The organism is Gracilibacillus thailandensis (genome assembly GCF_010994055.1).
GTDB lineage: Bacteria > Bacillota > Bacilli > Bacillales > Amphibacillaceae > Gracilibacillus > Gracilibacillus lacisalsi.
The window spans coordinates 40,711-67,707 of the sequence record NZ_WJID01000006.1; the positions used below are offsets into that span (position 1 = coordinate 40,711).

Annotated in this window: 34 protein-coding genes and 1 pseudogene; 11 read left to right on the forward strand and 24 right to left on the reverse strand. The window is 37.1% G+C overall.

The annotated features are described in order from the left end of the window. Window position 1 precedes the first annotated feature (1 nt). From GH715_RS02950 to GH715_RS02970, 5 genes and pseudogenes are all read right to left on the reverse strand, one after another. Window positions 2–619, reverse strand: a complete 618-nt coding sequence (locus GH715_RS02950) for a DJ-1/PfpI family protein (protein WP_153833924.1) — start codon at window positions 617–619, stop codon at window positions 2–4. An 87-nt stretch (window positions 620–706) separates the two neighbouring features. Further along, complete coding sequence (locus tag GH715_RS02955) at window positions 707–1,609, reverse strand: alpha/beta fold hydrolase (protein WP_153833923.1); 903 nt, start codon at window positions 1,607–1,609, stop codon at window positions 707–709. 14 nt (window positions 1,610–1,623) lie between these two features. Beyond that, window positions 1,624–2,449: pseudogene (locus GH715_RS02960) on the reverse strand (GNAT family N-acetyltransferase). Between the two features lie 133 nt (window positions 2,450–2,582). Continuing rightward, window positions 2,583–3,128: a signal peptidase I gene (gene lepB, locus GH715_RS02965; RefSeq protein WP_018933408.1), complete on the reverse strand. Its 546-nt coding sequence runs from the start codon at window positions 3,126–3,128 to the stop codon at window positions 2,583–2,585. Between the two features lie 58 nt (window positions 3,129–3,186). Further along, window positions 3,187–3,855 carry a TVP38/TMEM64 family protein gene (locus tag GH715_RS02970; RefSeq protein WP_153833922.1) on the reverse strand — a complete coding sequence of 223 codons (669 nt, stop codon included), beginning with the start codon at window positions 3,853–3,855 and terminating at the stop codon, window positions 3,187–3,189. A gap of 187 nt (window positions 3,856–4,042) precedes the next feature. Between GH715_RS02970 and GH715_RS02975 the strand changes: the two genes are divergently transcribed. The 4 genes from GH715_RS02975 (at window position 4,043) to GH715_RS02990 (ending at window position 5,581) form a co-directional block, all read left to right on the forward strand. Further along, window positions 4,043–4,438: a YhjD family protein gene (locus GH715_RS02975; protein WP_153833921.1), complete on the forward strand. Its 396-nt coding sequence runs from the start codon at window positions 4,043–4,045 to the stop codon at window positions 4,436–4,438. A 67-nt stretch (window positions 4,439–4,505) separates the two neighbouring features. Then, on the forward strand, window positions 4,506–4,877 hold the full coding sequence (locus tag GH715_RS02980) for a hypothetical protein (RefSeq protein WP_153833920.1): 372 nt from the start codon (window positions 4,506–4,508) through the stop codon (window positions 4,875–4,877). Next, the gene (locus GH715_RS02985; RefSeq protein WP_153833919.1) at window positions 4,864–5,361 is read left to right on the forward strand and encodes an RNA polymerase sigma factor; all 498 of its coding nucleotides are present in this window, start codon (window positions 4,864–4,866) and stop codon (window positions 5,359–5,361) included. Before GH715_RS02980 ends, GH715_RS02985 begins: the two co-directional genes overlap by 14 nt. After that, complete coding sequence (locus GH715_RS02990; protein WP_153833918.1) at window positions 5,351–5,581, forward strand: hypothetical protein; 231 nt, start codon at window positions 5,351–5,353, stop codon at window positions 5,579–5,581. Before GH715_RS02985 ends, GH715_RS02990 begins: the two co-directional genes overlap by 11 nt. A 63-nt stretch (window positions 5,582–5,644) precedes the next feature. Here the strand turns inward: GH715_RS02990 and GH715_RS02995 are convergent, their stop codons facing one another. Then, complete coding sequence (locus GH715_RS02995; protein ID WP_153833917.1) at window positions 5,645–6,175, reverse strand: competence protein ComK; 531 nt, start codon at window positions 6,173–6,175, stop codon at window positions 5,645–5,647. Between the two features lie 192 nt (window positions 6,176–6,367). Between GH715_RS02995 and GH715_RS03000 the strand changes: the two genes are divergently transcribed. The 4 genes from GH715_RS03000 to GH715_RS03015 all read left to right on the forward strand — a co-directional run bounded on the left by GH715_RS03000 (window position 6,368) and on the right by GH715_RS03015 (window position 8,632). Then, complete coding sequence (locus GH715_RS03000; RefSeq protein ID WP_153833916.1) at window positions 6,368–6,820, forward strand: DUF3939 domain-containing protein; 453 nt, start codon at window positions 6,368–6,370, stop codon at window positions 6,818–6,820. Between the two features lie 83 nt (window positions 6,821–6,903). After that, on the forward strand, window positions 6,904–7,158 hold the full coding sequence (locus GH715_RS21915; RefSeq protein WP_153833915.1) for a DUF2651 family protein: 255 nt from the start codon (window positions 6,904–6,906) through the stop codon (window positions 7,156–7,158). Window positions 7,159–7,263: 105 nt separating this feature from the next. Further along, a complete protein-coding gene (locus GH715_RS03010) occupies window positions 7,264–7,785 on the forward strand; it encodes a sigma-70 family RNA polymerase sigma factor (protein WP_153833914.1) in 522 nt (173 codons plus the stop codon). Then, window positions 7,775–8,632: an LCP family glycopolymer transferase gene (locus GH715_RS03015; RefSeq protein WP_153833913.1), complete on the forward strand. Its 858-nt coding sequence runs from the start codon at window positions 7,775–7,777 to the stop codon at window positions 8,630–8,632. The genes GH715_RS03010 and GH715_RS03015 overlap by 11 nt, the downstream gene beginning before the upstream one ends. A gap of 95 nt (window positions 8,633–8,727) precedes the next feature. Here GH715_RS03015 and GH715_RS03020 read toward each other — a convergent pair whose 3' ends face one another. After that, on the reverse strand, window positions 8,728–9,141 hold the full coding sequence (locus tag GH715_RS03020; protein WP_153833912.1) for a GNAT family N-acetyltransferase: 414 nt from the start codon (window positions 9,139–9,141) through the stop codon (window positions 8,728–8,730). 24 nt (window positions 9,142–9,165) lie between these two features. Beyond that, window positions 9,166–9,612, reverse strand: coding sequence for a hypothetical protein (locus tag GH715_RS03025; RefSeq protein ID WP_153833911.1), 447 nt, complete (start codon window positions 9,610–9,612; stop codon window positions 9,166–9,168). 127 nt (window positions 9,613–9,739) lie between these two features. Between GH715_RS03025 and GH715_RS03030 the strand changes: the two genes are divergently transcribed. Together GH715_RS03030 and GH715_RS03035 are read left to right on the forward strand one after the other, a co-directional pair. Further along, the gene (locus GH715_RS03030) at window positions 9,740–10,015 is read left to right on the forward strand and encodes a hypothetical protein (RefSeq protein ID WP_153833910.1); all 276 of its coding nucleotides are present in this window, start codon (window positions 9,740–9,742) and stop codon (window positions 10,013–10,015) included. Then, window positions 10,002–10,637, forward strand: a complete 636-nt coding sequence (locus tag GH715_RS03035; protein WP_153833909.1) for an O-methyltransferase — start codon at window positions 10,002–10,004, stop codon at window positions 10,635–10,637. Before GH715_RS03030 ends, GH715_RS03035 begins: the two co-directional genes overlap by 14 nt. Before the next feature lie 196 nt (window positions 10,638–10,833). On the opposite strand, the gene GH715_RS03040 is transcribed toward GH715_RS03035, so the two are convergent. The 9 genes from GH715_RS03040 to GH715_RS03080 form a co-directional block, all read right to left on the reverse strand. Further along, window positions 10,834–11,706 carry an AraC family transcriptional regulator gene (locus GH715_RS03040; RefSeq protein WP_153833908.1) on the reverse strand — a complete coding sequence of 291 codons (873 nt, stop codon included), beginning with the start codon at window positions 11,704–11,706 and terminating at the stop codon, window positions 10,834–10,836. A gap of 113 nt (window positions 11,707–11,819) precedes the next feature. Beyond that, a complete protein-coding gene (locus GH715_RS03045) occupies window positions 11,820–12,758 on the reverse strand; it encodes a hypothetical protein (RefSeq protein ID WP_153833907.1) in 939 nt (312 codons plus the stop codon). Window positions 12,759–12,790: 32 nt separating this feature from the next. Then, on the reverse strand, window positions 12,791–13,948 hold the full coding sequence (locus GH715_RS03050; protein WP_153833906.1) for a M48 family metalloprotease: 1,158 nt from the start codon (window positions 13,946–13,948) through the stop codon (window positions 12,791–12,793). A 154-nt stretch (window positions 13,949–14,102) separates the two neighbouring features. Continuing rightward, window positions 14,103–15,098 (reverse strand): lipoate--protein ligase, encoded by a 996-nt coding sequence (locus GH715_RS03055; RefSeq protein WP_153833905.1) that lies wholly within the window; start codon window positions 15,096–15,098, stop codon window positions 14,103–14,105. Between the two features lie 70 nt (window positions 15,099–15,168). Continuing rightward, the gene (locus GH715_RS22005; RefSeq protein ID WP_476729757.1) at window positions 15,169–15,477 is read right to left on the reverse strand and encodes a hypothetical protein; all 309 of its coding nucleotides are present in this window, start codon (window positions 15,475–15,477) and stop codon (window positions 15,169–15,171) included. A gap of 252 nt (window positions 15,478–15,729) precedes the next feature. Beyond that, window positions 15,730–17,127, reverse strand: a complete 1,398-nt coding sequence (gene hemY / locus GH715_RS03065; protein WP_153833904.1) for a protoporphyrinogen oxidase — start codon at window positions 17,125–17,127, stop codon at window positions 15,730–15,732. Continuing rightward, the gene (gene hemH / locus GH715_RS03070; RefSeq protein WP_153833903.1) at window positions 17,124–18,059 is read right to left on the reverse strand and encodes a ferrochelatase; all 936 of its coding nucleotides are present in this window, start codon (window positions 18,057–18,059) and stop codon (window positions 17,124–17,126) included. The genes hemY and hemH overlap by 4 nt, the downstream gene beginning before the upstream one ends. 16 nt (window positions 18,060–18,075) lie before the next feature. Further along, window positions 18,076–19,107, reverse strand: coding sequence for a uroporphyrinogen decarboxylase (hemE, locus tag GH715_RS03075; protein ID WP_018933714.1), 1,032 nt, complete (start codon window positions 19,105–19,107; stop codon window positions 18,076–18,078). A gap of 127 nt (window positions 19,108–19,234) precedes the next feature. Next, window positions 19,235–21,421: a transglycosylase domain-containing protein gene (locus GH715_RS03080; protein WP_153833902.1), complete on the reverse strand. Its 2,187-nt coding sequence runs from the start codon at window positions 21,419–21,421 to the stop codon at window positions 19,235–19,237. 135 nt (window positions 21,422–21,556) lie between these two features. On the opposite strand from GH715_RS03080, the gene GH715_RS03085 reads away from it, so the two are divergent. After that, window positions 21,557–22,030: an antibiotic biosynthesis monooxygenase gene (locus tag GH715_RS03085; protein WP_153833901.1), complete on the forward strand. Its 474-nt coding sequence runs from the start codon at window positions 21,557–21,559 to the stop codon at window positions 22,028–22,030. A gap of 133 nt (window positions 22,031–22,163) precedes the next feature. Here the strand turns inward: GH715_RS03085 and GH715_RS03090 are convergent, their stop codons facing one another. The 7 genes from GH715_RS03090 to tenI form a co-directional block, all read right to left on the reverse strand. Further along, a complete protein-coding gene (locus GH715_RS03090) occupies window positions 22,164–22,655 on the reverse strand; it encodes a thioredoxin family protein (protein ID WP_205601835.1) in 492 nt (163 codons plus the stop codon). A gap of 1 nt (window position 22,656) precedes the next feature. Beyond that, window positions 22,657–23,079: a disulfide oxidoreductase gene (locus GH715_RS03095; RefSeq protein ID WP_153833900.1), complete on the reverse strand. Its 423-nt coding sequence runs from the start codon at window positions 23,077–23,079 to the stop codon at window positions 22,657–22,659. Window positions 23,080–23,177: 98 nt separating this feature from the next. After that, window positions 23,178–24,197, reverse strand: a complete 1,020-nt coding sequence (locus GH715_RS03100; RefSeq protein WP_163578429.1) for a ThiF family adenylyltransferase — start codon at window positions 24,195–24,197, stop codon at window positions 23,178–23,180. Continuing rightward, window positions 24,190–24,960 carry a thiazole synthase gene (locus GH715_RS03105; RefSeq protein WP_153833899.1) on the reverse strand — a complete coding sequence of 257 codons (771 nt, stop codon included), beginning with the start codon at window positions 24,958–24,960 and terminating at the stop codon, window positions 24,190–24,192. The genes GH715_RS03100 and GH715_RS03105 overlap by 8 nt, the downstream gene beginning before the upstream one ends. Before the next feature lie 6 nt (window positions 24,961–24,966). Then, a complete protein-coding gene (gene thiS / locus GH715_RS03110) occupies window positions 24,967–25,170 on the reverse strand; it encodes a sulfur carrier protein ThiS (protein WP_018933707.1) in 204 nt (67 codons plus the stop codon). A gap of 29 nt (window positions 25,171–25,199) precedes the next feature. Further along, window positions 25,200–26,312: a glycine oxidase ThiO gene (thiO, locus tag GH715_RS03115; protein WP_153833898.1), complete on the reverse strand. Its 1,113-nt coding sequence runs from the start codon at window positions 26,310–26,312 to the stop codon at window positions 25,200–25,202. Next, window positions 26,305–26,922: a thiazole tautomerase TenI gene (tenI, locus tag GH715_RS03120; protein ID WP_153833897.1), complete on the reverse strand. Its 618-nt coding sequence runs from the start codon at window positions 26,920–26,922 to the stop codon at window positions 26,305–26,307. The genes thiO and tenI overlap by 8 nt, the downstream gene beginning before the upstream one ends. Window positions 26,923–26,997 lie beyond the last annotated feature (75 nt).

The following is a 26,997-nucleotide window of genomic DNA, read 5'->3' on the forward strand; positions in this document are numbered from 1 at the left end:
TCTATCCTTGGAAAAAGCTATCATATTCCATCCTCTTCGCTGTTTCCGCTGCAACGTTTCTTCCATAAATAACGTTTCTTCCATAAATACGCGAGATAAGATAAAAAGACATATCAATCCCTGCCGAGATCCCTCCAGAAGTAATAACCTTTCCCTCATCTATGAACTTTACATTACGCTGAACAGCTACTAATGGAAACTCCTTTGCCAATCTGTCTTGGTCCATCCAATGTGTCGTTGCCTTCCTTCCATTTAATAATCCTGCTTTAGCTAAGAGTAATGCTCCTGTGCATACAGATGCGATACATTCGACTTGTGAGTATTGCTGATTAATCCACTCAATCAGGTTAGAATTATTTATTTCAATTTCTTCTGCACCGTAACCTCCTGGCACAACCAAAACATCTAATGCAGGATGATGATGAAAATTATAATCCGGGATCACCTTCAGACCATTTCTGGCTTTAATCATTTCTCCATCTTCTGAAATAGTGATCACGTTAAAAGCCTTTGTTTCTAAATCCGTTTTCGTTGTTAATGAAAAAACTTCAAATGGACCTGCAAAATCCAATACCTCTACTTCATTAAATAGTAAAATACCAACTGTACGTTGTGACATATTTTTCTCCACTCTTTCCGGTATCATGTATAAATTAAATTAGTTTGGAAGACTCTTGTTTCCCATATCCATGAACAAAATAGTTGATTAGATAGAACTTTGTACTATATCAACTTCTTCATAATATTCCTCCAGAAACTTCTCGATTTGCTGATTCATTTTTGCTAGATATTCTTCTGAAGGAAAATGTCCCATTTCATAACTTTTAAATGCGACTAGATTAGGAATAATCTCTTTTGCTCTATGATGTATTTTGCTTTCGGGAAAGTAGACATCCTTTGTCCCAGCTATCACTAAGGTAGGAGCATTATAGTTTACTAACTCTTCCTTTTCTGTCAGCTTCGGCATGTTCTGTTCTAGCTTTACATATTTCATCACATCGCCGATCAACTCTACATCGATTTCTTTCATGCTGTTATCCGACATTACATTTGTCATTTTTTGGAGATGTTTGTTAGATGAGGTGATATGGAAACAAATAAGCGGGTATAATATATCCCTTATCATTTGCCATTTAGAACCGAGTTTTAATCCAGCTGGTGCAACTAAAATAGCAGATGCTATCTTGTCAGGTATAAAAGTAGCTAATCTTAGTATTATCCCACCACCATAAGACGGGCCAATAAATGCACTTTTGGAGATTTGATAGTGATTCATTAATTCCTCAATCCAATGGGCAAAACTCTGATCCTTTGCAGATACTCTTTTTTCTGCACTAAATCCTGGATGACCAACTGTATCTGGGGCATAAATTCGATATTGCTCTGCTAATGGAGAAAACCATGAAAGCGTCATGGGATTAATACAGTTACCACCTTGAAGAATAATAACAGGCTGAGCATTTTCTGGACCAGCTACAAGTATATGGGTTGTGCCAAAGCTTGTATCGACATATTCACGTTCTACATCGAAAGGGAGATTGTCCAAATACTTTTCGTACTTCTCAGTTATTATTCGTTTGCCTTCTTTACTCTTATAGATAGTTGTCATCTTACACCTCTCTTTTATCCAATCGGAAATTGATAACCTTTATATTCAAATTTTTTAGTGAATCCTAACTTCTCAGCAACCGCAACAGATGGACTATTCTCTACCATGCAATCCCAATATGGTATTTCATTTTTCTCGAAACATTCTTGCACAAAAAGATGAGCAGCCTTTTGTGCTAACTTTTGGCCTTGATGCTCTTCTACTGTTTCGATATTTATGCACTGAAGTTTGTTAGCCACAAAACCAGAAAAACAAATACTGACGATCTGATGAGCATAAACCATACAATAACCAATACCTATTTCAAAAAAACGTGAAGATGAAGTCCAAAACTCTGAAAGATTGCTGTGTAAGAATTCCATATTTTCAATCGCATTATTTTCATAAAGTTCCTTATCTATTTTCAGCATTTGATATTGGTGATCCATGATTGGCTCTTTGTCTGCTCTATAATTCGCTTGAGAGAGCTGATATACTCGCTGATTCCAACTTTCTAATTTTCGGTGCTTAAAGATGTTTTCTATTACAGGGTTCCATTCCGGATGATGTGCTATTATTTCTAGATCATTCAAGCCTTGCATTTTTGCTTCGGGGAAAATATTTTTCTCTATGAAGTGGTCTAATTGTTTTCTAAACACCACGTTTTCCTCATTACCTAATAAAAAAAAATCCATCATTATTCCCAAGCCACATCAATGCAGCATCAGGAGATTCTGGGTTGTCTACAAAGATACGCCCTGGATTATTGCCCAGAATGACAGCTTCCACTTCCATATGCCCATCTTTATTTATCAAATGCTTACACCTATTATAATCGCTCATTTTTAATTCAGAGATCATTGCTATATCTCCTTCCCCATTATGATTTCCCCCTTTTATCCCCACCATATTATACCATGAAATTCCACCAAAAAACTCAATCCATTCATCAACAGTTGTGGATTGAGTTCCTTATTAAAGCGCTTTCCTTTATTTAGTTTATAAATTGGAAGTTAAGCTCTGACATCGGCCAATAACGGATATCTACTTTTCCTACCACTGTTTCTTCTTTCACGAAACCAATCGCTCTGCTGTCATAGCTTTTCGTTCGGTTGTCCCCTAATACAAACAAATTCCCTTCTGGTACGACTTCTTCACCGGTTATTTCTTCTAAAGTAAAATCTTCTGTAAGTACTTTATTCGGTTCCCGATATGGATCCAAATATGGTTCATCAATTGCTTCTCCATTGATATATAACCTATCATCTTGATAAGCAATATGATCACCAGGTTTTCCGATTACCCTTTTCACATAATCTTCCTTATCATTGGCGTGGAAAACAATGACATCAAAACGGTTGATATCCTTTAAATCATATACTATCTTATTGACCATTAATAAATTTCCATCATGCAGTGTTGGTTCCATCGACTTACCATTTACAACATAACTTGCAAATAAATAAGATCGAAAAAAGAATGCCAACACCAATGCAATAACAACAATTCGCACAATTGACCAAATACGTTTCTTATCCATATACCTTCCCTCCAAAGGGACTCTCTTTATTAACTAATTTACCCCCTTTTGGAAGATTCTAATCCTTTTTACCTCCACTTTTTTCCTTAGCTCTTTTTTGCAGGCGTTGCTCTATATATTTACCTACGATCCAGAGTATGGAGATTCCTATTGCTAATACTATGGTTTTAACAGGATTTTGTGCAAAGGAGACTATACTATCTCCAATGAAGGATAAGGTTAAGATCATGACACCTTTTCCTAATAATACTGCCAATACAAATTGGTAAAAGCTTACTCCTGATATCGCAGCTACTAAATTAATCACGGCAGAAGGGGAAAATGGAAAACAAAGTAAAAGAAATAATGGCCCAAACCCATGACGTTCCAACCAATTGGTTACCTTTTTCACCTGTTTATTTCTGCTAATCCACTGCAATAGCCGAATATGTTTGAAACGACGAACCAACATAAATACTGCTATTGCCCCTGAACTGGCCCCTGTCCATGACAAAATAAACCCTTCCAATAACCCATATGCCGCTGCATTTGTCATCACAAATACGATAACCGGCAAAAAAGGAAGAAATGCTTCAATAAATGGGAGTAAAAAGCCTGGAATGGGGCCTAAGCTTTCATAGCTTTGCAATAAGAAGTTTACTAACTGCCCAAACTCATTTGCTTCGACTAGATCTTTTATCTCTTCCACATCAATATTATCTAAATTACTTATATTATATGTAATCATACCTTGTTTAACTCCTTCAACTGACCAAAAAAATGAGTTATTTTCATTTTAATATTTTTTTCGCTGTTTTCCTAATCTTTCACATAAATCCTTGAATTTCTATTTGATTTTTTTACAATTTTGTTGCATTTTTTAGCGGTTCGGGTATATAATAGAACAAACGTTCCCTTGGAGGTGGAAATGGAAAATGAGATATTTAAACGAACAAGAGTGGAAATTAGCATCACGTTTTCTATTTTTATCAATGGCCTTAAAGGTTATTAAACATGATTTACAAAAAATGAACCAACTATCCCCTTTTAAGATAAATGAACCATATATTGCGCTGTTGGAAAAGATGGAAAAAAACGCAACCGAAGAACGAAGAAAATTACGCAAACAAATGTATCAGGAGAAAATTAAAGTCGTTGCAGCAGAAAAAAATGATTCATTCACATCTTACCTATTCCTCTGCAAAGGAAAAGAGGAAAAACGGAATTACTTTAATCCAGCTATTCGTAAAAAAGTCGAACTGATCTTAGAGGAATTACTTGCACATGCTTATGAATCAACGTCTTCCTCGAAAGAAGAAGTAAAGCTGTAATTTTTTAAGAAAATAGTGAACTTTTCATCTCCGTTCATGGTATAACTAGTAAAGGAGATGATTAAAAATGCAATTAGGTTGGTTGATTAGCTTGATTGTTGCATTGATATTAGGTAATGTATTTGCAATAATCATTGCTACATTGAATAAAAAAGTAGTAAAGGATCACCAGAAGAAAGTTGATTTCAAAAAATCAGATATATACTTTTACTGGACGAGATGGGATTATGTCACGATTATATGTGCTGCCTATGCATTTATCTGCATTATTGGATTAGCTACCTGCTTATTTATGGGTCAAACAATCGATGATAATTGGTTGCAATTTTTCCTTCACCAAGCATTCATGTTTTCTATGCTCTCATCAATATGGTTTATTACGCGCTTAGCATATGTATTTAAAGGAATTAAAGAGCGGTGGTCTGATGAGTTTAAATGATAATATTCAAGTGGAAGAGTTATTTACCACTTACCATCAACAAATTTATCAGTTCACCTACCGCTACACGCAAGATGAAGGGTTAAGTTATGATATTGTCCAGGATACATTTATCAAATTCCAAAAATATCAAACGAACTTTGATCCGTCTAAGTCCCATATTCGCACTTTTTTATTCAGAATTGCTTACCAGTTAACGATGACGAAACTAAAAAGACGGAACAAGTTCAAAAAGCTACTCCCTTTTTTATATGAACCGAACCAAGAAGAACCAGTATCACTAGAAGAAAAGATTACGATTCGCACTACCTTACAACACCTACCACCTGAACAAAGAGCTGTAATTATTTTTACTTATTATCATGATTTAAGTCAAAAAGAGATTGCTGCTATTTTACAAATTCCTATTGGGACAGTAAAATCAAGACTACACAGTTCATTAAAAAAGCTAAAAGACCTATTGGAGGTTGATGATGATGAATAAACACGATATTTCCGAGGAATTAAAACAAAAATTAGATAAATTTGAAGTAGATGTACCAGATATTCCATTGAAAAAATCATTATCACAACGGATCGCCAACTGGCTTTATGCGCCAGCGAAAAATCCGGTAGATCTTATCTCCAAGCAATGGACACCATTAACAATTGCTTTGCTTCCTATGATCATATTACTTTGTTCCATCCCCTTACTATTTATTTAGCGAATAAACCTATAAACCCAATAAGGCAAGAGCCTTATTGGGTTTATTCTAGCCACCATCATCTTATCTCTTTTTATGCCATTTCGATTCCGCAATATGCTGAGAAGCCTCGAGGATGTCTTCCATTTTATTACTAAGTAAGTAGCGATACTGAGCAGTACGGTACAATTGATTGATCATCGTAGCATAAGAAACTTCTAACACCAAGTCCCGCCCATTTTTAAAAACGACCCGTGTTGAGTGTTGCTCTATTTTTTCTATTTCGAGAACGTGTGAATGCGCAATCCATGTACAAGCTTTTCTTAAGGGGGATTCCACAGGAAAAAAATACATGCCACTTATCCTGTCAATCGCAATTGGTGGTTTATGCGTGATGCCACTTAACATTCTTGATCCTTCAATCAACCCTTTTAAACTAATACCAAACGCTTTACAAGTAACATCCATCACTTGTTGTGTACTAAATGTCGTTTCATAATCATCTACTTCTTCATACTCAATCACACGTGTTAAAAACCTCCCATCTCCTTCATAGCCGACCACTGCTAATGTCTTTGGACTGATTTCCCGAACCTTCTCCATTAAAATTTCCATTTCATTTCCTCCTTTAAATTATTCCACTATAATGTAGCAATTTTTGATAAAATTGGATATAAAATAACGAAAAATAGCCCGAAATTTCGAGTTAGACTATCAATCTAGCAGAAATTTGCTATAATTTGCTTAAAAGAGGCAACTGAGTGGTCATTTTCAACAAAATTTTTGCAAAAAAATGAGGTGAAATAATTGTGGTTTAAGAAAAAGAAAAAAGAAACAAAAAAATTCCCTACAAAAGACATATCATTAGAAGAAGTCCGATCCGCTATTCATGAGTACAGCAGAGACTTACCTCCAAATATTCCATTGAAAATATTGATCAAGGACGACTTATCGCTAGACTATACTTTACTAGCTCCGATTTTGAAGGCGATTCCATCCAAAGAATACTATATGTCAAAAGAAACCTATGACTTATTTGAGGAAGAAGATAAGCATATTGCACAAGCTTTGGATCAAGTCCAGCAAGCAGTCGATCAATATATCGCACAAAAAAAGGAATTACCGATTATTGATCATGATCCCTATCGCAGAGTGAACTTTTTTAAACTAGAACAACTTAACTTAATCAGCGAACGACCAGAAATGGATTTTTATATTACGGACCAAGAACAGTTAGTTACGACGATAAAGCCTAAGTAAAGGGGTATGTCCTTGACAAGATCAGCTAATGAAACAAGACAACAAGCTACTTTCAATGATACCGATATTCAGGAGGAACTGGTATGCTTACTGTTCCATTGATCATTTTCATATTCCCTATCATATCTATTATACTTGGGGTCGTTGGTTACTTGATACTTAAGAACCTCACTGCACCTATTATTCTAGTGATATTGCTTGGAATCATAGCTGCCCTTTTATGGTTTAACAGATCATTCGGTTTCTGGATTTTCATCTATGGATTTTTGGCATTTGTAGGTGCTTTCTTAACTAAAATGGTAACTACCAAAATGAAAAGGAGGAAGCCTTTATCATGAAGGCTTCTTTTTACTTTTTAAAAAGTTTTCTTATATTTTGAAACTATTTAAATCTCGCTTTCGTCCAATGTGCGAAAGTAAGATAAATGAGAGAAGAGTGGTGTCATGACAGAACTGGAAAAAGAACAATTATTAGAAGAAACCATGATAAACTACGGTGATGATTTAGTACGGTTAGCGTTCCAATATGTGAAAGATAAAGAGCTAGCTAAAGACATGGTTCAGAACACCTTTGTAAAGTGTTATAAAAACCTTGAGCAATTCAGAAATGAGGCTTCCATTAAAACATGGTTATATCGGATTGCTATCAATGAATGTAAGGATCATCTCAGGAGCTGGCATAACCGAAAAGTACAAGCAAAAAACTTTGTGGAAAATACGCTGACGATATTCTCAGCTGAAAGTAAGGTAATGGAAGCAGAGGAACAAAATGAAATTAAAGACTGTATTTTTTCACTGCCAAAAAAGTATCGAGAGGTGATTTTTCTTTATTACTACAAATCTTTCACATTAGAAGAAATAGCAATCATTACAGAAGTTAACCTTAACACGGTGAAAACTAGATTAACTCGGGCAAAACAGCGGTTAAAAGTTATAATGAAGGAGGAAAATATTTATGGCAAGTAAATTCGAGAAAGAATTATCCTCTTATTTAGATCAGGAAGATTTAACGTTTACAAAAGATGATAGGAAAAAAACATTCAACAAAATTCATAGCCAAACAACAACACAACATCATAATAAAAGTAGTTTCACACGTCCAATAGTGCCGATCATGGCAACTATAGCAGTTTTCATATTGGCTATTGCGTTAATCCCATCTTTTATTCTTAACGAAAAACAAAATTCAGATGCAGACAAAAGTATCACATCAGCAGAAGAAGGCAATGGGGATTCTGTTTTATTGCTAATGGGTGAGGATGCAGATAGACGCAGAAATCCTTTTAATCTTCTGCTTACCTTTAATTTCGATAAGGAAAGTGTAAAAGTAGTTTCCCTTCCCCGTGATTTACATGTTGACAGGTATAATGCTGAAGGAGAAAAATTCGAAAAAACAAAGTTATTACATGTTGGAGCTCATGATAATGATCCAGCGGCGAGCGTGAAAACTGTATCTCATTATTTAGATATTCCGATTGATTATTATGCTTTGATGCCAATGGAAGAAATAATTCAATTATTAGGAATTGATGATAAAAATAAAATATATGAAATCGAAGAACAAAATAGTCTTGCCAATTTATTAGAGAAGGATCAAAAGTTTCCTGAATTAATGGAGCTTATTTCTCACCATCAAACAAATCTAACTGAAGATATTTTCAATCAAATGGAAAAGAAATCAAACCAATATGATGTAATTCAGTTGGAAGAAGGATTAAACAATATCTTTGAAGATGAGATTTACTATGTTGAATTAGAACCAAGCTTCTTAGAAAAACTAAAGAATGATTTACAGAACCATATAGATAAGTAACTGAGAAAAGCGAACCGGTGATGACTGATCGGAGGGCGATTCGTGAAGTCGCGCCATAGTTTTTGGGCGCTCCGAGCTAGACACCTGCGCAAATTTTATACTTTCTTACAAAAAAGTCTTGTGTTTCCCCACAAGACTTTTACTATTGTTTTTCTTTCTTCACGATTACCACTATTAATTAATATTTTTCTCGCTCCATGTTTCTCAGCCCACTCTTCACTGGTTACAAGTAATTGTCTTCCAATTCCTTGTCCTTGAAATTTCTTATCAACAATAAATACACCAACTTGAACAAAAGTCCCGTCGTGTTCATAGAAATGTTGCAGAGATACCCCTAGTAGCCCAACAATAATATTCTGTTCCTCTACCACGAAAGTTTGATATTTAGGTAGTGTTTGAATGGTAGCCATTCTTTGCTGAAACTGATCTTCTGTCGTAGGATAGCCTAATTGTTTCATTAAAGGTAGAATTTGTGGAACATCACTGATTTTGAAATGCCTGATAAGCATGATATACCTCCAACCTTGCTTGCGTTAGTTATGTTTTCTTTTTAATGTAATTACTATCGCAATTATTACAGCGATAGCAATAATAGCAACTACACTTATGATAACAGTTTGTATAAGTGGATATACATCTCGTTTATCTGCCTGAAATTCACCTTTTCGTACTGCTTTTTTATACTCGCCTTCACTAATTTCAACTGCAATAGCTTCCTCTGTACTTACTCCGTGTATGGAATAATATTTGGTTCCCTTTGGATAAGCATTGGAGAAATTTCCAGAGTACGTCTCCATATCTGAATACCTTGTTACTTCCCCTATCTCTTCAACAATATTTGTAATAGATTCATCCACCACTTCATAGGTATGATCATCCCAAACAACAAAAGGATACGCCCATGAAGTAGCAAAAACCATGTTCGTAGACAAAAAGACTCCCATAGTTATCATGAACAAAACACGAAGAAACTGTTTCATAACGGGCTCCTTTATTTGGAGATTTATACGGTTATTTTAACATTCATTTCTAAATAATGGTATATGCATTAATTGACAAATTGTATACAAATGTATACAATCAACAAAAAAGAAGGGGAGATGACCAATGAACAGTGACAAATCAGATCATATTCATTTTAAAAAAAGGGGGGCTAAGACATTTCGTCGTGGGAAGGCTCTCGCTTTTTTAGAACGCTTAAAACTAAAGCGCTCGACTATTCAACAACAATTGGAGCAACCCGAATTTCAATCCATCCAACAAATATTAGTAGGTGAATTAAAGGCAATTGATATGATGATGGAAGAATTTAAACAGCTGTTTGAATTAGTTGAAACAGAAACGCACAACAAAAAGGGATGTGAACAGAATGAAGAAAATTAATCAGTATATTGACTCCGTTTTTAATCCGCAAGATAATTTACTGGAAGATGTAATTACCTCCATCAAGGAAAATGGAATGCCTAATATTTCTGTATCAGCTTCTTCTGGAAAATTTTTAACGATGTTAGTATCGATTTCAGGTGCTAAACAAGTGCTAGAAATTGGGGCACTTGGTGGATATAGTGGGATATGTCTTGCAAGAGGTTTTGGACCAAATGGCTCGCTCACCTCTTTAGAATTAGAGGAGAAATATGCAAAGTTAGCGGAAAGTAACCTCGCTAAAGCAGGTTTCAAAGACCAGGTTACATACTTAACAGGTCCTGCTTTAAAAAGTCTTGAAAAGCTGGAAGCTGAAAATAAACGATTTGATTTTTTCTTTATTGATGCTGATAAAGGAAATTATCCGAATTATCTGGAACGATGCATTAAACTGGCGGAACCCAATGCTGTGATTGCTATCGATAATGTGTTGGTAAGAGGTAGTGTCGCTGATCAGAGCATAGACTCCAAACGTTATACCACATTGATGAAGGAGTTTAATCAAACAGTCGCAGATCATCCACAATTAGAATCCATACTTGTTCCGATTGGTGATGGCATTACCGTAGCCCAAGTAAAATAAAGAATGAAGGATACACTTTGTCCTTCATTCTTTCATAATAGCACTTTTTTTCATATTGGTCTTTTTTGTCTTTGAGAGCGGTTCTCAAAGACACTTTTTATCATTTTTGCCTTCTTTTGTCCTCGAGAGTGGTTCTCGAAGACACTTTTTATCATTTTCGCTTTCTTTTGTCCTCGAGGAATGCTAGAGCACCCCGTTATTTCCTCTCTACCGGTATCCAAATCTCACTTTTAAAGTCTGGCGAACCAAAATCGCTATTTTCATTCCAAAGAATCTCCGGACCTTTCGTCTGCTGATAATTGGATGATGGGAACCATTCAGCGTAAATTCTCCCCCATGTCTTCTGCAAGTGTTGTGGAAACGGACCAATTGATTCGAAAACTGCCCAAGTAAAGGCAGAAACCTCTAAAGCAGCCCATTGTTCTGGGCACTCTTCTGTTGTAGCCACCCCAATATAATGATCCAGCTCTCCTTTTTCCTCCATACGTCCTTCTGAGAAATTGGTGGATGCTTGAATGATCCCATTAGGTTTTGTGTTCGAGAGCTCTTTCAATTGCCCGATTTTCTCCTTGTTCAGTGATTTCCACATGGCGGTGATCTCTGGATTTTCTCCTTCAAAAATAATTGGCACCCGTTTTTGCACACCAACAATTCGGAAGGGATCTTTTTCTACGATACGATAGTTCATTTCATTTCCTCCTTCAATTGATAATCGGAAGGTCATTTTTGGAAAAGATTTTAGTGGTGAACCATGCTGTTTTGCTTCTGACGGTTTAATGCCGTGCAAAGCTTGAAAAGCTCTGGCAAAGGAATCAGGAGATTGATAGCCATATTTAATGGCAATATCAATTACTCTAGCATCGCTATTTTGTAGTTCAAATGCTGCGACAGTTAAGCGTCGACGGCGAATATATTCCGATAAAGTAATACCTGCCAGAAAAGAAAACATTCGCTTAAAATGGTATTCGGAGCAATAGGCAATACTCGCTATTTTTGTGTAATCTATTTGATTGGTTAAATTCTCCTCGATATATTCCAATGCATTGTTCATTTCTCTTAATCCATTCATCAAAATGACCTCCCTTGATTAAAGAATAGCAGGAATAAAAGAAGCTCTTCCGACTTTTGGTGCACAAAAGTGTCGGATCGAAAAACCCCTCGACTTCCAATCGAGGGGTTTACTTATGATGCATGATATATAATCTGTTCCCATTTATGATTTGCTTGATCGATAGTGTTGTTAACATCTTGGTTAAGACGCTTTAATTGCGAAATCGTCTCATCTACTTTTTGATACATTTCACTGACTTGTTGTTCTGACTGGTTGATTTTGTCTTGCACAAACCAGTCCATGATAAGACCGTCGAAAAAATAATCAGCAAAAGTTAACCCACCAGAAATCTCGACATTAGCCTGAAATGATTTGCCGATGTCATTTAACTCATGTGAAAATTTCCGTAATAACCGCTGGGCATCGTGTGTAGCTTGTTTGGCATCATCAATATGACTATGTTTTAACGAAGTCGAAATTAAGCCACCGCCAAACATATCAACCGTTCCCCAGTTTTTCGCACTATCTAGAGAAGAGAGAGCGGATGATAGCGCACGTTTTACTTTTTCTCCTGCATCAATCGCTTCGGCAATTTCAGATTTCTCATCTTGCATATTTCCCAATTTTTCTAATACTTCAAGTGCTTGTTGTCCACTTTCATGATTGGTATCTAACAAATGATGATATTTTTCTTCTAATAAGTGCTGATAACGAACATCAGGCTCTCCCAATTCACGAATTTGCTGATCTAATACAGAGATATCCTCTTGCAAGTCCTGAACAGACGCTTTCGCTTCCTGGTAGCGTAATTGTGCTCTTGCGACTTCCTGTTTCTCTTCATCAAGTTTTTCTAACTTTTGGCCAGTGATCGAATAAAAAATATTCGCTACACTAAAGGATTCTAGTTTTTCGACGTCTACTTTCTCATCTTGCAATTGTTGATAGAATTCCTGCTTTTGCTTCTCCAATTTTTCTAATTCAACTGCTAATTCTTTTCGCTCGTGCTTAAGTCGATTTAATTTGCGCTTATCTTCCTGAGCTTTTACTATTTTTTGATAATAAGTATCCAATTCAACCACCTCTACTCTATATACGAATCAAATTACGGGTTCGTTTCACGATTTTCTATTTCTTTTTTGATTCGTTCGATACGATCCGCTATTGATGGATGACTGGAACGGAACCATCGAATCCATGGAGCTGGAGAAATATCTGCTTTCGATTGTTCAGCAAGTTGTCTATAGCTTGTCAATGCTGGAGATAAATCTTCCGTATGATTAATTGCATATTGGTCTGCTTGATTTTCCATTTCTCGAGATACCCATAATGACAAAGGCTGCAAAAGCATGAGTATAGCTACTGTCATAAATAATAATTTTGTTAAAGATGACAAAGAATAGACACTTTTCCACGAGCGAGTCCACTGTTGTAATACCATTAATACAACAAGTGTTAACAAAAGATATAAACCTACTCCCCAGTAAACGTGATGATAGATGTAGTGCGCGATCTCATGGGCCATAATAAATAAAATTTCATTCTGCTGCATGCCAGCAATGGTGGTGTCCCATAATACAATACGAGCATGGTTGAAAATACCTGTCACATAAGCATTATAGGTGGACACTTTCTCACTTTTATTGACAACAAGTAGTGTTGCTTCATTAATTCCAGCATCTGCAGTTAACATTTCGATTTCTTCTCGTAACTCTCCTTCTTGCAATAGACTGAAATCATCGAAAAGTGGATCAATCCAAATCGGTTGCACGAAGACAACGAACAAGACTACCGGGATCGCAAGGAACCAAAGAATAACCCCCCAGATTTTCGGCCATCTTTTCATAACGGCTCGTGTAATCAGGACAATGAACGAAAGAGATAACCACAACATTCCTGTATGTAGTAATTGTTCAACTAGCCATGAAAGAAATCCTTGCGTTCCAATTCCTTCTTTTACCCCGATGCTATACCAAAGAAAGCGAAAAGGAAAATGGATCAGATAATCTAATACCGTTAGTAATGTAACATATAACAGCACCTTTTTTATTTCTGACCGAATTTGTTCCAGTTGTTCCATCAAATTTGTTTTCTTGATTAGCATGTATAACATCAATAGCTGTAATGGCCACATCGCAAAGAAAAAAGCATGTGCTAATGCTCCAAAGCGTGTATCACTAAATGATGTAAGTGGATAAAAATAATAAAAGTAGAGAAAAATCAGCATTACATATACTGTATATCCTATCATCCATTTTTTCATCGATATAAGCCCCTAAACTTAAAAGTTATTACTATTATATGGATAAAATTTGTATTTTTAATCTTATCATTTTATCTTTTTTTGAAAAAACTCAACAAATAGGATTAAATTAAAAAATCCTCCCATCAAAACTAAGATAAGAGGATTTTTCACACTAATATATAAGCCCTAAGAAGTCTTCTTTTGTAATTTTCCCTAAGTAGTGGGAAACATCTAAGTCACTTAACACTTCGTCAATTGCCTGACGCTCATAGCGAACACCTTGTAGTCGATCTTCTAATTCTTTGACATCGCCGACACCGAAGAAGTCCCCATAGATCGTACATTGTTCAACGATACCTTTATGAACATCAAGGCGAACGTCTACTAATCCACCATCAAACTTATGAGAATGTTGAATATTAAATTTCGGTGATTTGCCATAATTCCATTCCCACTTTTGGTAACGTTCTTTGGATAATTGATGGATGTTGTCCCAATCTTCATCTGTTAACACGTATTGTGGAACATCTTCCACGTTTTCAACGTCAAAAACGTGTTTCAAAATATGTGCCTTTAAATCATCCATCGATAATTTCTCATCCATAAATTCAGTAATGTTAGCAACACGGCTACGGATTGATTTAATCCCTTTTGACTTAATTTTTTCAGTTTTTACATTTAGAGAACGTACAACATTTTCGATTTCTGAATCATACATTAATGTCCCATGACTAAACATACGTCCTTTTGTCGTGAATTGGGCATTCCCCGAAATTTTGCGTCCATCGGCAACTAAATCATTACGTCCCTTTAATTCTGCTGGAACGCCTAATTTATTCAATGCTTCTACTACTGGTTCCGTGAATTTGGCGAAGTTGTGGAAACTGTTCCCATCATCTTTTGTAATAAAACTAAAGTTCAAGTTCCCTTCATCATGATATACTGCGCCACCGCCAGACAAACGACGAACAACTTTGATACCATGTTCATCCACATAATCGGTATTAATTTCTTCTACTGTATTCTGATTTTTACCAATAATGATCGATGGTCCATTTATATAAAATAATAAATATGTATCTTCCTCACCAAAGTTTTTGAGTACATACTCCTCAATGGCTAGATTAATATATGGATCAGTAATTCCTTTATTATCGATAAATTTCATCTGTTATTTCACTCCTATTGTTAGCTGATTCTCACTACAAGTATAAAAGAATTACAGAGAGAAAACAATTTTAAAGAAATTGTACTAATACAAATAGTTGATTTTTTACACTTGTTATAATACAATAATAACAAGACACGCTTTTGGGAGGTCCGTTATGCAGAGCATCGTTGAGTTCTTTCGCAACATTCCCAGAAAAAAGTGTAGTAAGTGCGGAAATGATATTGTAGAACAAGCAGATTGTTATCATAACATCTGTGACAACTGCAGTCATCCCGCCATCTAACCTGTTACGTCTTTTACAACCATATCTTTCGTTTCTTTCATCCTTCTTATCCTGCTGAACAAGGATGATGAACATTCCCATCCAATTAATCAAGATATATGTAAAAGACAGACACCTGCAGCTATTAATGTAGCTGCTTTTTTTTGCATCTAAAAACTTGTACAATTACACAGTTAATACATATTCCTCGGAACAGGCGGCGCTTCCGGGGATGTTTCCTTCCCTTCCCTGGATATAGTCGATTATCCCCGGAAGAGAACACTTTTTCCTCGGAACAGCACGGGCGCTTCCGGGGATATTTCCTTCTCTTCCCTGGATATAGTCGAAAAAGCAGAGCACTTAAAGTCACTCTGCTAAATAATCTAATATTTTCTCAACGGCTGCTTCTCCTTGATCGATACAGTCCGGGATTCCGATGCCTCGATATGGGCTACCTGCTACGAATACACCAGGAAGCTCTGAAGCTAGACCATTCTCCAAATTTTCTACTACTTGTTTATGACCAATGCTATATTGCGGCATCGCATCTTTCCAGCGAGATACAACAGAAAACAAAGGATCACCGTCAATCTTCATAATTTTGTTTAAATCATGTAAAACGATTTCTTCTAATGCTTCATCAGAAAGATCCACTACTTCTTCATCACCTGGACGTCCAACATAGCATCTTAGTAACGCTTTTCCTGCTGGTGCAGCTGTATCCGGCCATTTTTTATGTGTCCATGTACAAGCAGTAATACGATAATTGCTATTACGTGACACTACAAATCCAGTACCATCAATATCTTCCTTAATGGCAGATTGAGCAAACGCTAAAGCCACATTGGCAACTGAAGTAGCTTTCATATTATGCAGATCTGCTACAAAATTATAAGATTTGAGCATCTGTTTCATCACAGGATAAGGCGTAGCAATTAAAATAACATCAGATGATAACGTAGAACCACCTTTTAACTCTAACTCGTAGCCATCTTCAGATTTGTTAATCTTATTAACTGCTCTCCCTTTTTGCACAACGCCTTCCGACAATGACTCTTCCATCGCTTCTACTAATGTTTCCAGTCCACCTTCCAAACTGTAAAACATACTTTTCTTCTTACCACTTGGTTGTTTCGGTACTGGTGTTGTTTTTTGCAGTCCACGAATGAGACTGCGATGCTCTTGTTCCAAGTGATAAAAGTTCGGAAATGTTGCCATCAGACTTAAATCATCTAAATCACCAGCATAAATACCTGATAATAAGGGTTCAATTAAATTCTCAACCACTTCATCTCCTAATCGTCGTCTGAAGAACTTTCCTAGTGACTGATCATCTTGCGCTTCACCTTTAGGCAAGATAAAATCCATACCTGCTCGTAATTTGCCTGTTACGCTGAATAAACTTGACGTTAAAAATGGGCGGACTTGAGTTGGTATGCCCATAAAAGAGCCTTGAGGCATACTATGGAGCTGATCTCCCACTAAAATATAGGATTTACCTGTTCCGTTCTTAACTAACTTGTCACCAACGCCAACATTTCGAGCTAAGCGTTCAGCTGATTGTTTACGAATTAAAAAGGAATCGGGGCCACGTTCGATCGTAAAGCCTTCCCGTCTTTCTGTATTAATTTTTCCACCTAAACGATTACTCGCTTCTAAAAGCTGAAGCTGATAATCCAAATTCTGGTCTTTAATCTTCTGGTCTAAATAGTAAGCGGCAGTAAGCCCCGCTATACCGCCGCCTATCACCGTTATTTTCTTCATGACTCGTCATCACGCTGGAATTTGTCCACTACAATTCCTGCTAGAGTATTGATAAACGTCGGGTTTACATTGGGCATTGGTGGCCGATAATAAGCTGCGCCAATTTCCTCACAAACGACTTTACATTCATAATCATTGTCATACAATACTTCTAAGTGATCAGCAACAAAGCCAACCGGAGCATAGATGAACGATTGATAGCCTTTCTGTTCAAAAAGGTCGCGCGTTAAATCCTGTACATCTGGACCTAACCAAGGGTCTGGTGTGTTTCCTTCACTTTGCCAACCGATTTCGACGTTTGGTATGCCTGTTTTTTCTTGAATTAAGGTAGCAGTACGTTCTAATTGTTTCGGGTATGGATCACCATTTTGTAAAATCTTCTCTGGTAAACTGTGCGCAGAAACAATCAATACTGCCTTCTCTTTATCATCAATTTTCTCATATTCCTTTGTAATAGCATCTGCCCAATAGTTAATAAAGCCTTCTGCATCATACCAGCTTTCTACTGATTTAATCGCAATACCATGTTTATCTGCTTCTTCTTTTGCCCTGCCATTATATGATTTAACACTAAATGTAGAGTAGTGTGGAGCAAGTACAATGGATAGCGCTTCGTCAATTCCGTCTTCAGCCATTTGCTGTACTGCATCTTCAATAAAAGGTTCGATATGCTTTAATCCTAAATAATAAACAAATTCTACATCGTCCTGGATTTCATTTGCTCGTGCTTGTAAGCTCTGGGCTTGTTCTTCTGTAATTTTTGCCAACGGGGAAATACCACCAATTGCTTGATAACGCTCTGTTAAGTCATCTAACATTTCCTTGGTTGGTTTACGTCCGTGACGAATGTGTGTGTAGTATCGTTCAATATCTGCTTCTTTATATGGCGTACCATATGCCATTACGAGTAATCCTACTTTTTTCTTTGCCATGATGTGACATCCTTTCTTATCTTTTCGAGTATTCATGTATAAGAGTCGTTAATTTCTTTAATCGCTCTGGGCTAATTTCAGGCGTTACTCCGTGTCCTAGGTTAAAAATATGGCTAGGGTGTGCTTTTCCTTCATCAATGATTTGTTTTGCTTTTTCCTCCACTACTTCCCAATCCGCTACCAAAAACGCTGGATCAAGATTTCCTTGGAGTGCTTTGGTGATATCTAATTCACGTGCTTCCTTGATTGACATCCGCCAATCAAGACCAATGACATCAACAGGTAGGTCATTCCATTCTTGTATTAAGTGGCTGGCACCTACACCAAAAATAATCAATGGTACATTCGTTTCACGTAACTCACTAAAAATACGATTCATGACAGGTTTAATATACGTACGATAATCTGTTACATTTAATGCACCGACCCAGGAATCGAATATTTGAATAGCTTGCGCACCTGCATTAACCTGCGCTTTTACGTAAGCAATCGTCATATCTGCTAATTTATCCATCAAGGCAAACCATGCTTTCGAATCGCTGTACATGAGTGCTTTTGTTTTATGATAATTTTTCGATGGACCGCCTTCAATCATATAGCTTGCTAACGTGAAAGGAGCACCACTAAAACCAATTAATGGGACATTTAACTGCTCTTTCGTTAATAAGCGGATTGTATCTAATACATAAGGAACATCACTCTCTGGATCGATCGTTCCCAACTTTTCAATATCACGTAATGATACAATCGGATTATCAATGACAGGACCTATCCCTGATTTAATATCGACATCTACACCAATTGCAGGTAATGGCGACATAATATCTTTGTATAAAACCGCAGCGTCCACATTATACATTTCAACTGGTAACCTTGTCACATAGGCACAAAGTTCTGGTTGATGAGTAATTTCAAATAAAGAATATTTCTTTTTTAATTCTCGGTATTCTTTTTGAGATCTGCCGGCTTGCCGCATATACCAGACAGGTGTATAGTCTGTTTCTTCCCCTCTAAATGCTTTTAATATCGTATCATTAAATTTCGTCATTTATTTCACCCTTTTTTCCCATTCTATTCTACTATAGAAGGTTTGATCGATCCTGTATAGTATTTTTTAAAAACGTTCACTAAATTGTAATTATTATAACTAAAAAGTAATTGTAATTAGTTTTCGATTAAAAGTCAAACTCTAAAGACGTGATATTGGATGGTTTACCTGTTTGTTTGGTTAATGGATTATAAGGTACAACGTAGTATTCACCCGTCCGGAAAACATTGATGCGGTCAATTGTATAGCTACCTTTACCTTCCGCTTCGCCAATGAGGTGATCTTCATCCTCACCACGTTCATAGATTCGATAGATGACACGGCTGTCTTCTGCTGCTGTCCAGTTTAATTCACCACGCAATATCGAAAAACCACCAAACTGAATCGATGCTGTTAAATCATCAATCACCGGGAGTTGTATCGGTTCTGGTAAATCTTCAACATCATCGGGTTGTTCAAATTTTTCTGCTAATGGCATCCTTTTGTCAATTTCAGTTAAAATTGATTTTGTTAATCTTGTCGTCGCTTCAGAACCTGTTGTTAAATAATTTTCTGCTGTTGCTTGATCGTAGCCAATCCATGTTGCGGTCACATATTCAGGAGTAATACCAGCAAACCATGCATCCTTTACTGCTCCATCTTGTTCTGGATGTTGGGTTGATCCTGTTTTTCCTGCCAAAGCTTTGCTGTATTCACCAGCTGAACCAGTACCTTCTTTCGTTACTCCCTCTAACATTCTCAGCATATTCCAGGCTGTTTGCGAATTAAATACATTTTCTTTTTCTTGCTCTTCAGATTGTAGTTTTTCCTGATCTTTGTTATAAACAGCTCGAACACTTCTTGCTTCTAGCCATTCCCCGCCACTAATAAAGGTGCGGTAGCCCTCTGCCACTTCAATCGGTGTGATTCCTGTCTCTAAACCACCTAAAGCAATGGCCAATCCTTGATCATTAATATCGATATTCATTTTTTCCAACATGGTCTTACTATAATCGACACCAATTTGATCCAACAACCAAACCGCAGGGGCATTCTTTGATTCTACTACCGCTTGAAACATACTAACTTCTCCATCAAATGGCCCGTCAACATTGTTAACACGATATCCATCATCATATTCGATGTCCTGGTCCGGAATCATATCATATGGTTGATAATTGCCTAATTGCATTGCTGGTCCATAAACGGCCAAAGGTTTCATGACCGAACCTGGTTGTTTTTTCGTTAAAAGATGATTGATATCATTTAATTGAAAGTCACGTCCAGCAATTAATGCTTTCAATTGACCTGTTTTTTGTTCCATTAAAACAAAGCTACCATTAACGGCGTCATTTGATCCGTGATAATAATCACTATCTTGCATTTGATCATATGCAATTTGCTGTATGTCAGGATCCATATGCACTTCCACAGTGTAACCACCACGTTTTAATGCTTCACGACTTAATCCATATGTAGCTTCTACTTCCTCTAACACGTAAGCAAAATAATCGTCTAACCATGGATCTCTTTGCCTTTCTTGATCCTTCACTTTAATTTCCGTTGCTTGTAACGCTAGCAATTGTTCGGTCGAGATATTACCTTCGTTTGCCATTTGTTGTAATACCAGATCTCTTCGTTGTTTTGCTTCTTCTAAATCATGATGTGGGGAATACGAATTGGGCGCTTTCACCATTGCTGCGAGTAATGCCCCTTCTTCGATTGATAAATCCGCTACATCTTTTCCAAAATAGTAATCAGCTGCTGTACCTACCCCATGTACACCATGAGCCAAATATATTTGATTTAAATAAAGTTCTAAAATTTGTGATTTAGTATAATTGCGTTCCAAATAAACCGATGCCATCACTTCTTTTGTTTTTCTCATCCATGTTTTATCATTGACTAAAAACAGGTTTTTAGCCAATTGCTGTGTAATAGTACTGCCGCCTTCCACTTTGCTCATCGCAACGATATCCCGGTAAACAGCACGTGTAACAGCGGGCAAAGAAATACCAGCATGTTCATAAAAACGCTGATCTTCCATCGCAATAAACGCTTCTTCTACATGGTCCGGGATTTGTTCTAATGTGACATAATCTCTATTTTCTGAGTATAATTTACCTAACACGGTACCATCTTCCGCAACCACTTTGGAAGCAGTCGGCAAAATGACCGCTTTCTCATCAAACACAAATCGCCCTCCGAATATTATAAAAAGATAACCTAATACAGATAATAAAAACATAGAGCTGACGATAATCGAGAGCCACTTATATCGTTTAATCCAGGACCATACAGACTGGAAAAGCTGTTTTATTTTTTCTTTATCCAAACTGTTACACCACCTTTCTCTTAAATTTCGACAATAGCTTCATTTTATCACAAAACTTGTTTGTCCGACGAATGTTATAATGGCAAAAAAAGTACAAAACTAAAATGAATATATTCATTTTAAGGAGGCAGTATTATGAATGGTTACATGACAAACGGCACTTATCCATATTTAGAGAAATTAAAGAGTAAGCATCATATTTTTCCTTTTATTATCATGCATAACGATGTCAAAGCCATCGCCTACTATGAAGATACAAATCCATCTATTTTTGAAACAAGCAGAGATTACCTTGTGTTAGCACAGGTCGGCGAATTATCCGAAATTGGTTTTATCAGTCTGTCACACATCCCCGTTACAGAGGAAGGTAGTCCGATCTTCGAAATGGATTATAAGCAGAAAGTGAATGAAATAAGTGGGGTAGTTACTGCTAGATTATTGCGACCGTTTAGGGGAAATTCCTATATCTTACTAGTGGAATGGGATGATCCGAAAGATTATCATGCATGGAAAAAGACAAACCCACTTCCGAATAAAAAAGAAGATTCCTATATAGCCGGATCAGTCTATACAGAAACCTTCCAGGTTGGGGAAGACGAAGAAGAATAGTCAGTTTTATTTTATTGGACACTTTCGTTCGTTTATTGGACACTTTTCTAGCTTTATTGGACACTTTAGCATATTTATTGGACACTTTTCCAACTTTATTGGACACTTTTAAAAAAGAAGAAGCTGATAACTTTTATGAGTCATCAGCTTCTGCTAGTACTTCTTGCTCGAAGAAATCTTCAAAATTAGCTTGTGGTTGTTCACCGACTATTCTTGCAGATTCTTCTCCACCTTCATAATGTACCATCGTAGGCGTGCTTTCAATATTAAATTCAGACCATGCACTTTCAAATTCTAATAAATTCAATTTCACTAAATCAACACCATATTCCTCTGCGATTGGTACCAATTCAGGTGTGGTTCGTTGGCAATGGATGCAAGTAGGACTGTAGAAGTAAACTGTAACATCTTCACCATTACTTAACTTATCCGCTAATTCATTAGGTAATATTTGATTTTGATACATCGGATCGTCCAACTGATCAATTGTGGCTTGATCTAATTCTGTTTTATTATAAGGATTGTCTACCCCATCAAGCTGTTTTGAATTTTGATATTGTACGACAAATATTAATGCTCCAAAAATAACGACGAGCACTAATACAAATATGACCATTTTCTTCACTTTAAACGCTCCTTTGTTGAACAATTAAATAAATGTGAATAACAAAGATGACAAGAAAGGCGATCAATGCCTGAAAAGGAATCGATGCAAAGCCAAAGTAATTCACATATGTTGTGGTACATGGAATGATACCACATCCATCACCAGCCTCTTGTAATCCAGGCACTTTTTGTATCAAATAATGATAGCTGGAAACCAAAATGCCGATTCCACTTAAAATAACCCCTGGAAAAGCGTAACGAATATCTTTTTTATAAACTGCGTATCCATAAATGACTACAAGTGGATACATTAAAATTCGTTGATACCAGCACAATTCGCAAGGTATGAATTTCATAATTTCGGAATAAAACAAACTCCCCATCGTTGCCATTAGACTCGCGGCCCAACTAATAAATAACAGGATTTCCTTTCGCTTGTCCATTTCGTTCACATTCTCCTCTCACACTAATTATACATACTAGCGATTGAAAAACAAATGAATGATTTATGAAAAAAGAAGCAACTCTTTAAAAAGTTGCTTCATCCTACATATTGATAATATACTTTTTTAGCTTCTTGTACATTTTTTGTGCCATGAATGAGCGTACGTCCATCTCGGAATACGACCACACGATATTTATCAATCTCAAATGATAACAAATATGGATTGCTAAACAATTTAATGTGTTGATTGTGTTCCAAATGTTTTTTCATTTCATCAAAGTGAATGATTTTTTCTGCACTCGTTCTAATTTGGACCGTATTCCGACCACACAGTACGGCTGTTTTCAACTGAGCTTGATAAGTTAAATGTGGATACTGTTTTTTTGAGCAAGATGGACACGAGTCATCCTTTAAACTAGCTACTTTCAATTCCATTTGTTGATTTTTCCACAGATCAAAGGCAATTAATTTTCCAGAAAGTGCATCGAGATTTTCAGTCAGTATTTTCAGTACCTCTGTTATCTGATGAGAGACAACCATTTGTACTGCTGGACTAATAATGCCAACTGTATCACATGTTGCACCATCACTTGGTATATGATCCATCAAGCATTGTAAACAAGGGGTTTCCTCTGGTAAGACGGTGAATGTTACCCCATAACTTGCCACACAAGCTCCATAAATCCATGGTTTATGATGCTTTTGACAAATATCGTTAATGATTAATCTCGTATCAAAATTGTCTGTGGCATCGATTACTAGATTCGCTTGTGGAACAATAGCTTCCAGTTCATCTACTCCAGCATCGATCACTTCTGCATGGATGGTGGTCAAATGATTAATCTCTTCCAATCGTTTTTTGGCAGCAATTACTTTAGGTGTTTGCATGCGGACATCTTCTTCAGCAAAAAGCTGCTGCCGCTGCAAATTTGTTTCTTCCACATAATCACGATCGATCAATGTTAACGTGCCAACCCCTGCTCTTGCTAACATTTCCGCACTGCTTGAACCAAGTGCACCAACACCAACAATGACGACATGGCTTTCTTGTAATCTTTTTTGCCCTGTTTCACCAATAGGATCGAACAGCATTTGACGATGATAACGATTATTCACCAACACTTATCCCTTCCTTTGGACTGCTTGCCACCGCATATTCCTTCTTCGCAATCCGACCTGCTTCAAAACCTAGTCTGCCAGCTTCCACTGCTAACTTCATCGCTTCAGCCATCTTGACAGGATCATTGGCACCAGAAACAGCTGTATTGAGAAGAACACCATCTGCGCCTAATTCCATTGCATAGGCAGCATCTTTCGGCGAACCAATCCCTGCATCAACAATTACAGGTATACTAGCTTGCTCGATAATAAATTGCAAGTTTAATGGATTAATAATCCCTTGCCCAGATCCGATTGGTGATGCACCGGGCATAATGGCATGTGCGCCTAGCTCCTCTAACTTTCTGGCAAGTACCACATCATCAGACGTGTATGGCAGTACAGTGAAACCGTCCGCAAGTAGAGTCTCAGTCGCTTTTAACGTTTCTACCGGATCAGGCAGTAAGGTTTTGTCACAACCGATTACTTCTACTTTCACCATATCACATAATCCCGATGCATCTGCTAATTTAGCGATTCTGACCGCTTCTTCTGCATTTTTAGCACCAGCGGTATTGGGAAGAAAACGATATTTCTTTAAATCTATTTTTTCGAGAAAATTCGGTTGGTCCGGATCAAAAATATTCATCCGACGCACCGAAAAAGTCAGTACCTCTGTTTCTGATCCATCTACTGCCTGTTTCTGGATATCATAGTTTGGATATTTTCCTGTTCCTAAAAATAATCGTGATTGAAATGTATCATTACCTACTTGTAGCATTATTTTTCATCCTCCTCCAACAAAATGGACAATTTCCAATCGGTCACCTTCTGAAATTGCCGTTTCTTTATGTTTTTCCTTTTTTAAGATGGTTTGATTATGCTCCACAATTAATGATTTCTTCTCCAAACGTAATTCTTGGATTAACTCTTCAATATTAGTGATCCCTTCACTAACTTCTAATGGATCACCATTTACGATAATCTCCAAAATCAACCCTCCTTTTGTGAGCCTTCACTTTAAACAGATAGAAGGCTTTCTCTTCTCAAGGAAAATGTATCTAAATAGATTGGATCGACTGGTTTTCCTTCGATCATATCTGCCATAAATAAAGCAGTTTTAGGCGCCAGTAATATACCATTACGATAATGTCCTGTTGCAACATATAATCCTGATACATCTGGTACTTCGCCTAAATAAGGAAAACCGTCTTTCGTTAAGGGACGTATCCCCGCCCAAACCTTCTCTATCGTTGCCTGGTTTAATGCAGGGAGTATCTGTTTGGCACGTGATAACAAATGCAGGATACTTGCTACTTTCACCTCTTTATCCGTTTGATTTGGCTTCGATGTTGCGCCAATAATGATCCGGTTACCTCTTTTCGGAACAAGGTAACAGCCTTCTGTAAAGATCGTTGATTGAATCAGAGGCTTTGTTGTCACAACAGACAGACATTCTCCTTTTACAGGTGTGAGTTCTTGCATGTACCGAGAAAAATGTGAGCTCTTAAATCCACAAGTGATAATGATCCTGTCAGCAGTATACGTTTTTTTATCTGTCTTCACACCTGTCACTTTACCGTTTTCGATGACGATATCGTCTACCTTCGTCTGTTCCATTATGACCGCACCATGATGTTCAGCAGCCTTCGCAAAGCCTTTCGTTACGTGAGGAGCAGATACTTGCCCTTCTCTTGGACAATAAAGAGCTGCATAAAAATCGGTTGTCATTTCTTTTTCCGGGATACTCCCTGGTGAGATCACCTTCGCCTCTGCTCCTTGTTCTGTTTGAAAGCTAGCAATTCGTTTTAGCGTATCCAGCTCATCTTGATGATAGACAAGCTTTAAGGCACCTTTTTCGATTAATTGAATGTCCATACCACTTTCTTGCATCAGTTCTTCCGCTAAATCAGGGTATAATTCCCTGCTTTCTTTAGCAAATTGAAATAACGGTGAATCCTGCTCAAACTCCATCTGCACACCGAGCATGCCGGCTGCTGCACTGGATGCCTCTGCAGCAATTTTATTTTCTTCTAGTAGCAAAACCTTGTAACCTCTTTTACTTAACTGGTAGGCAATCGAAGCTCCCATTACTCCACCGCCAACAATGATCTGATCATATAAATTATTCAAACTGTTCCTCCTTCCTCGAATCGAACACTTGACGATAACACTTTATTGCTTCGGTAGGATCTTCGGCATCCCATACCCCTGACATAATCGCAACACCACTAGCCCCCACCTCTTGTACTTGGTTCATATTTTGTTCCGTAATCCCGCCAATTGCGATGACAGGAATAGAAACGTTTTTGGTGACATCAGCTAACGCGGTAATGCCTCTTGGCTCGAGACCAGGTTTAGAGTTACTTGAAAAAATATGCCCATAGATTAGAAAATCTGCACCATTATGTTCTGCCGTAATGGCTTCCTCCAAGGAATGGACGGACTTACCGATACGGAGTGCCGGAAACGAGCGCTTCACATCAGCAACCGGAATACTATGATAGGCAAGCTGTACGCCACAGCATTTTTTTATCGATGCTACATCTACACGGTCATTAATAATGATCCGTTCAGCCGGAACACCCGCTTCTAGCAAAAAATCAATCATTTCCAAGATTTCTTTCGCCGTTTTGGTCTTTTCTCGCAGATGAATATAATTTATCTGAGCAATCTGTTCCGATACAAGCTGCATATGTTGTTCTGTCAATCTGCCATTTGAAATAAGGTGTATTCCATGCATTGTTCCTACTCCTTTTTTTCTAGAGGAAGTGAAAATAGAAAAACCACCCATCCAGCATGGACGAGTGGTATGTAT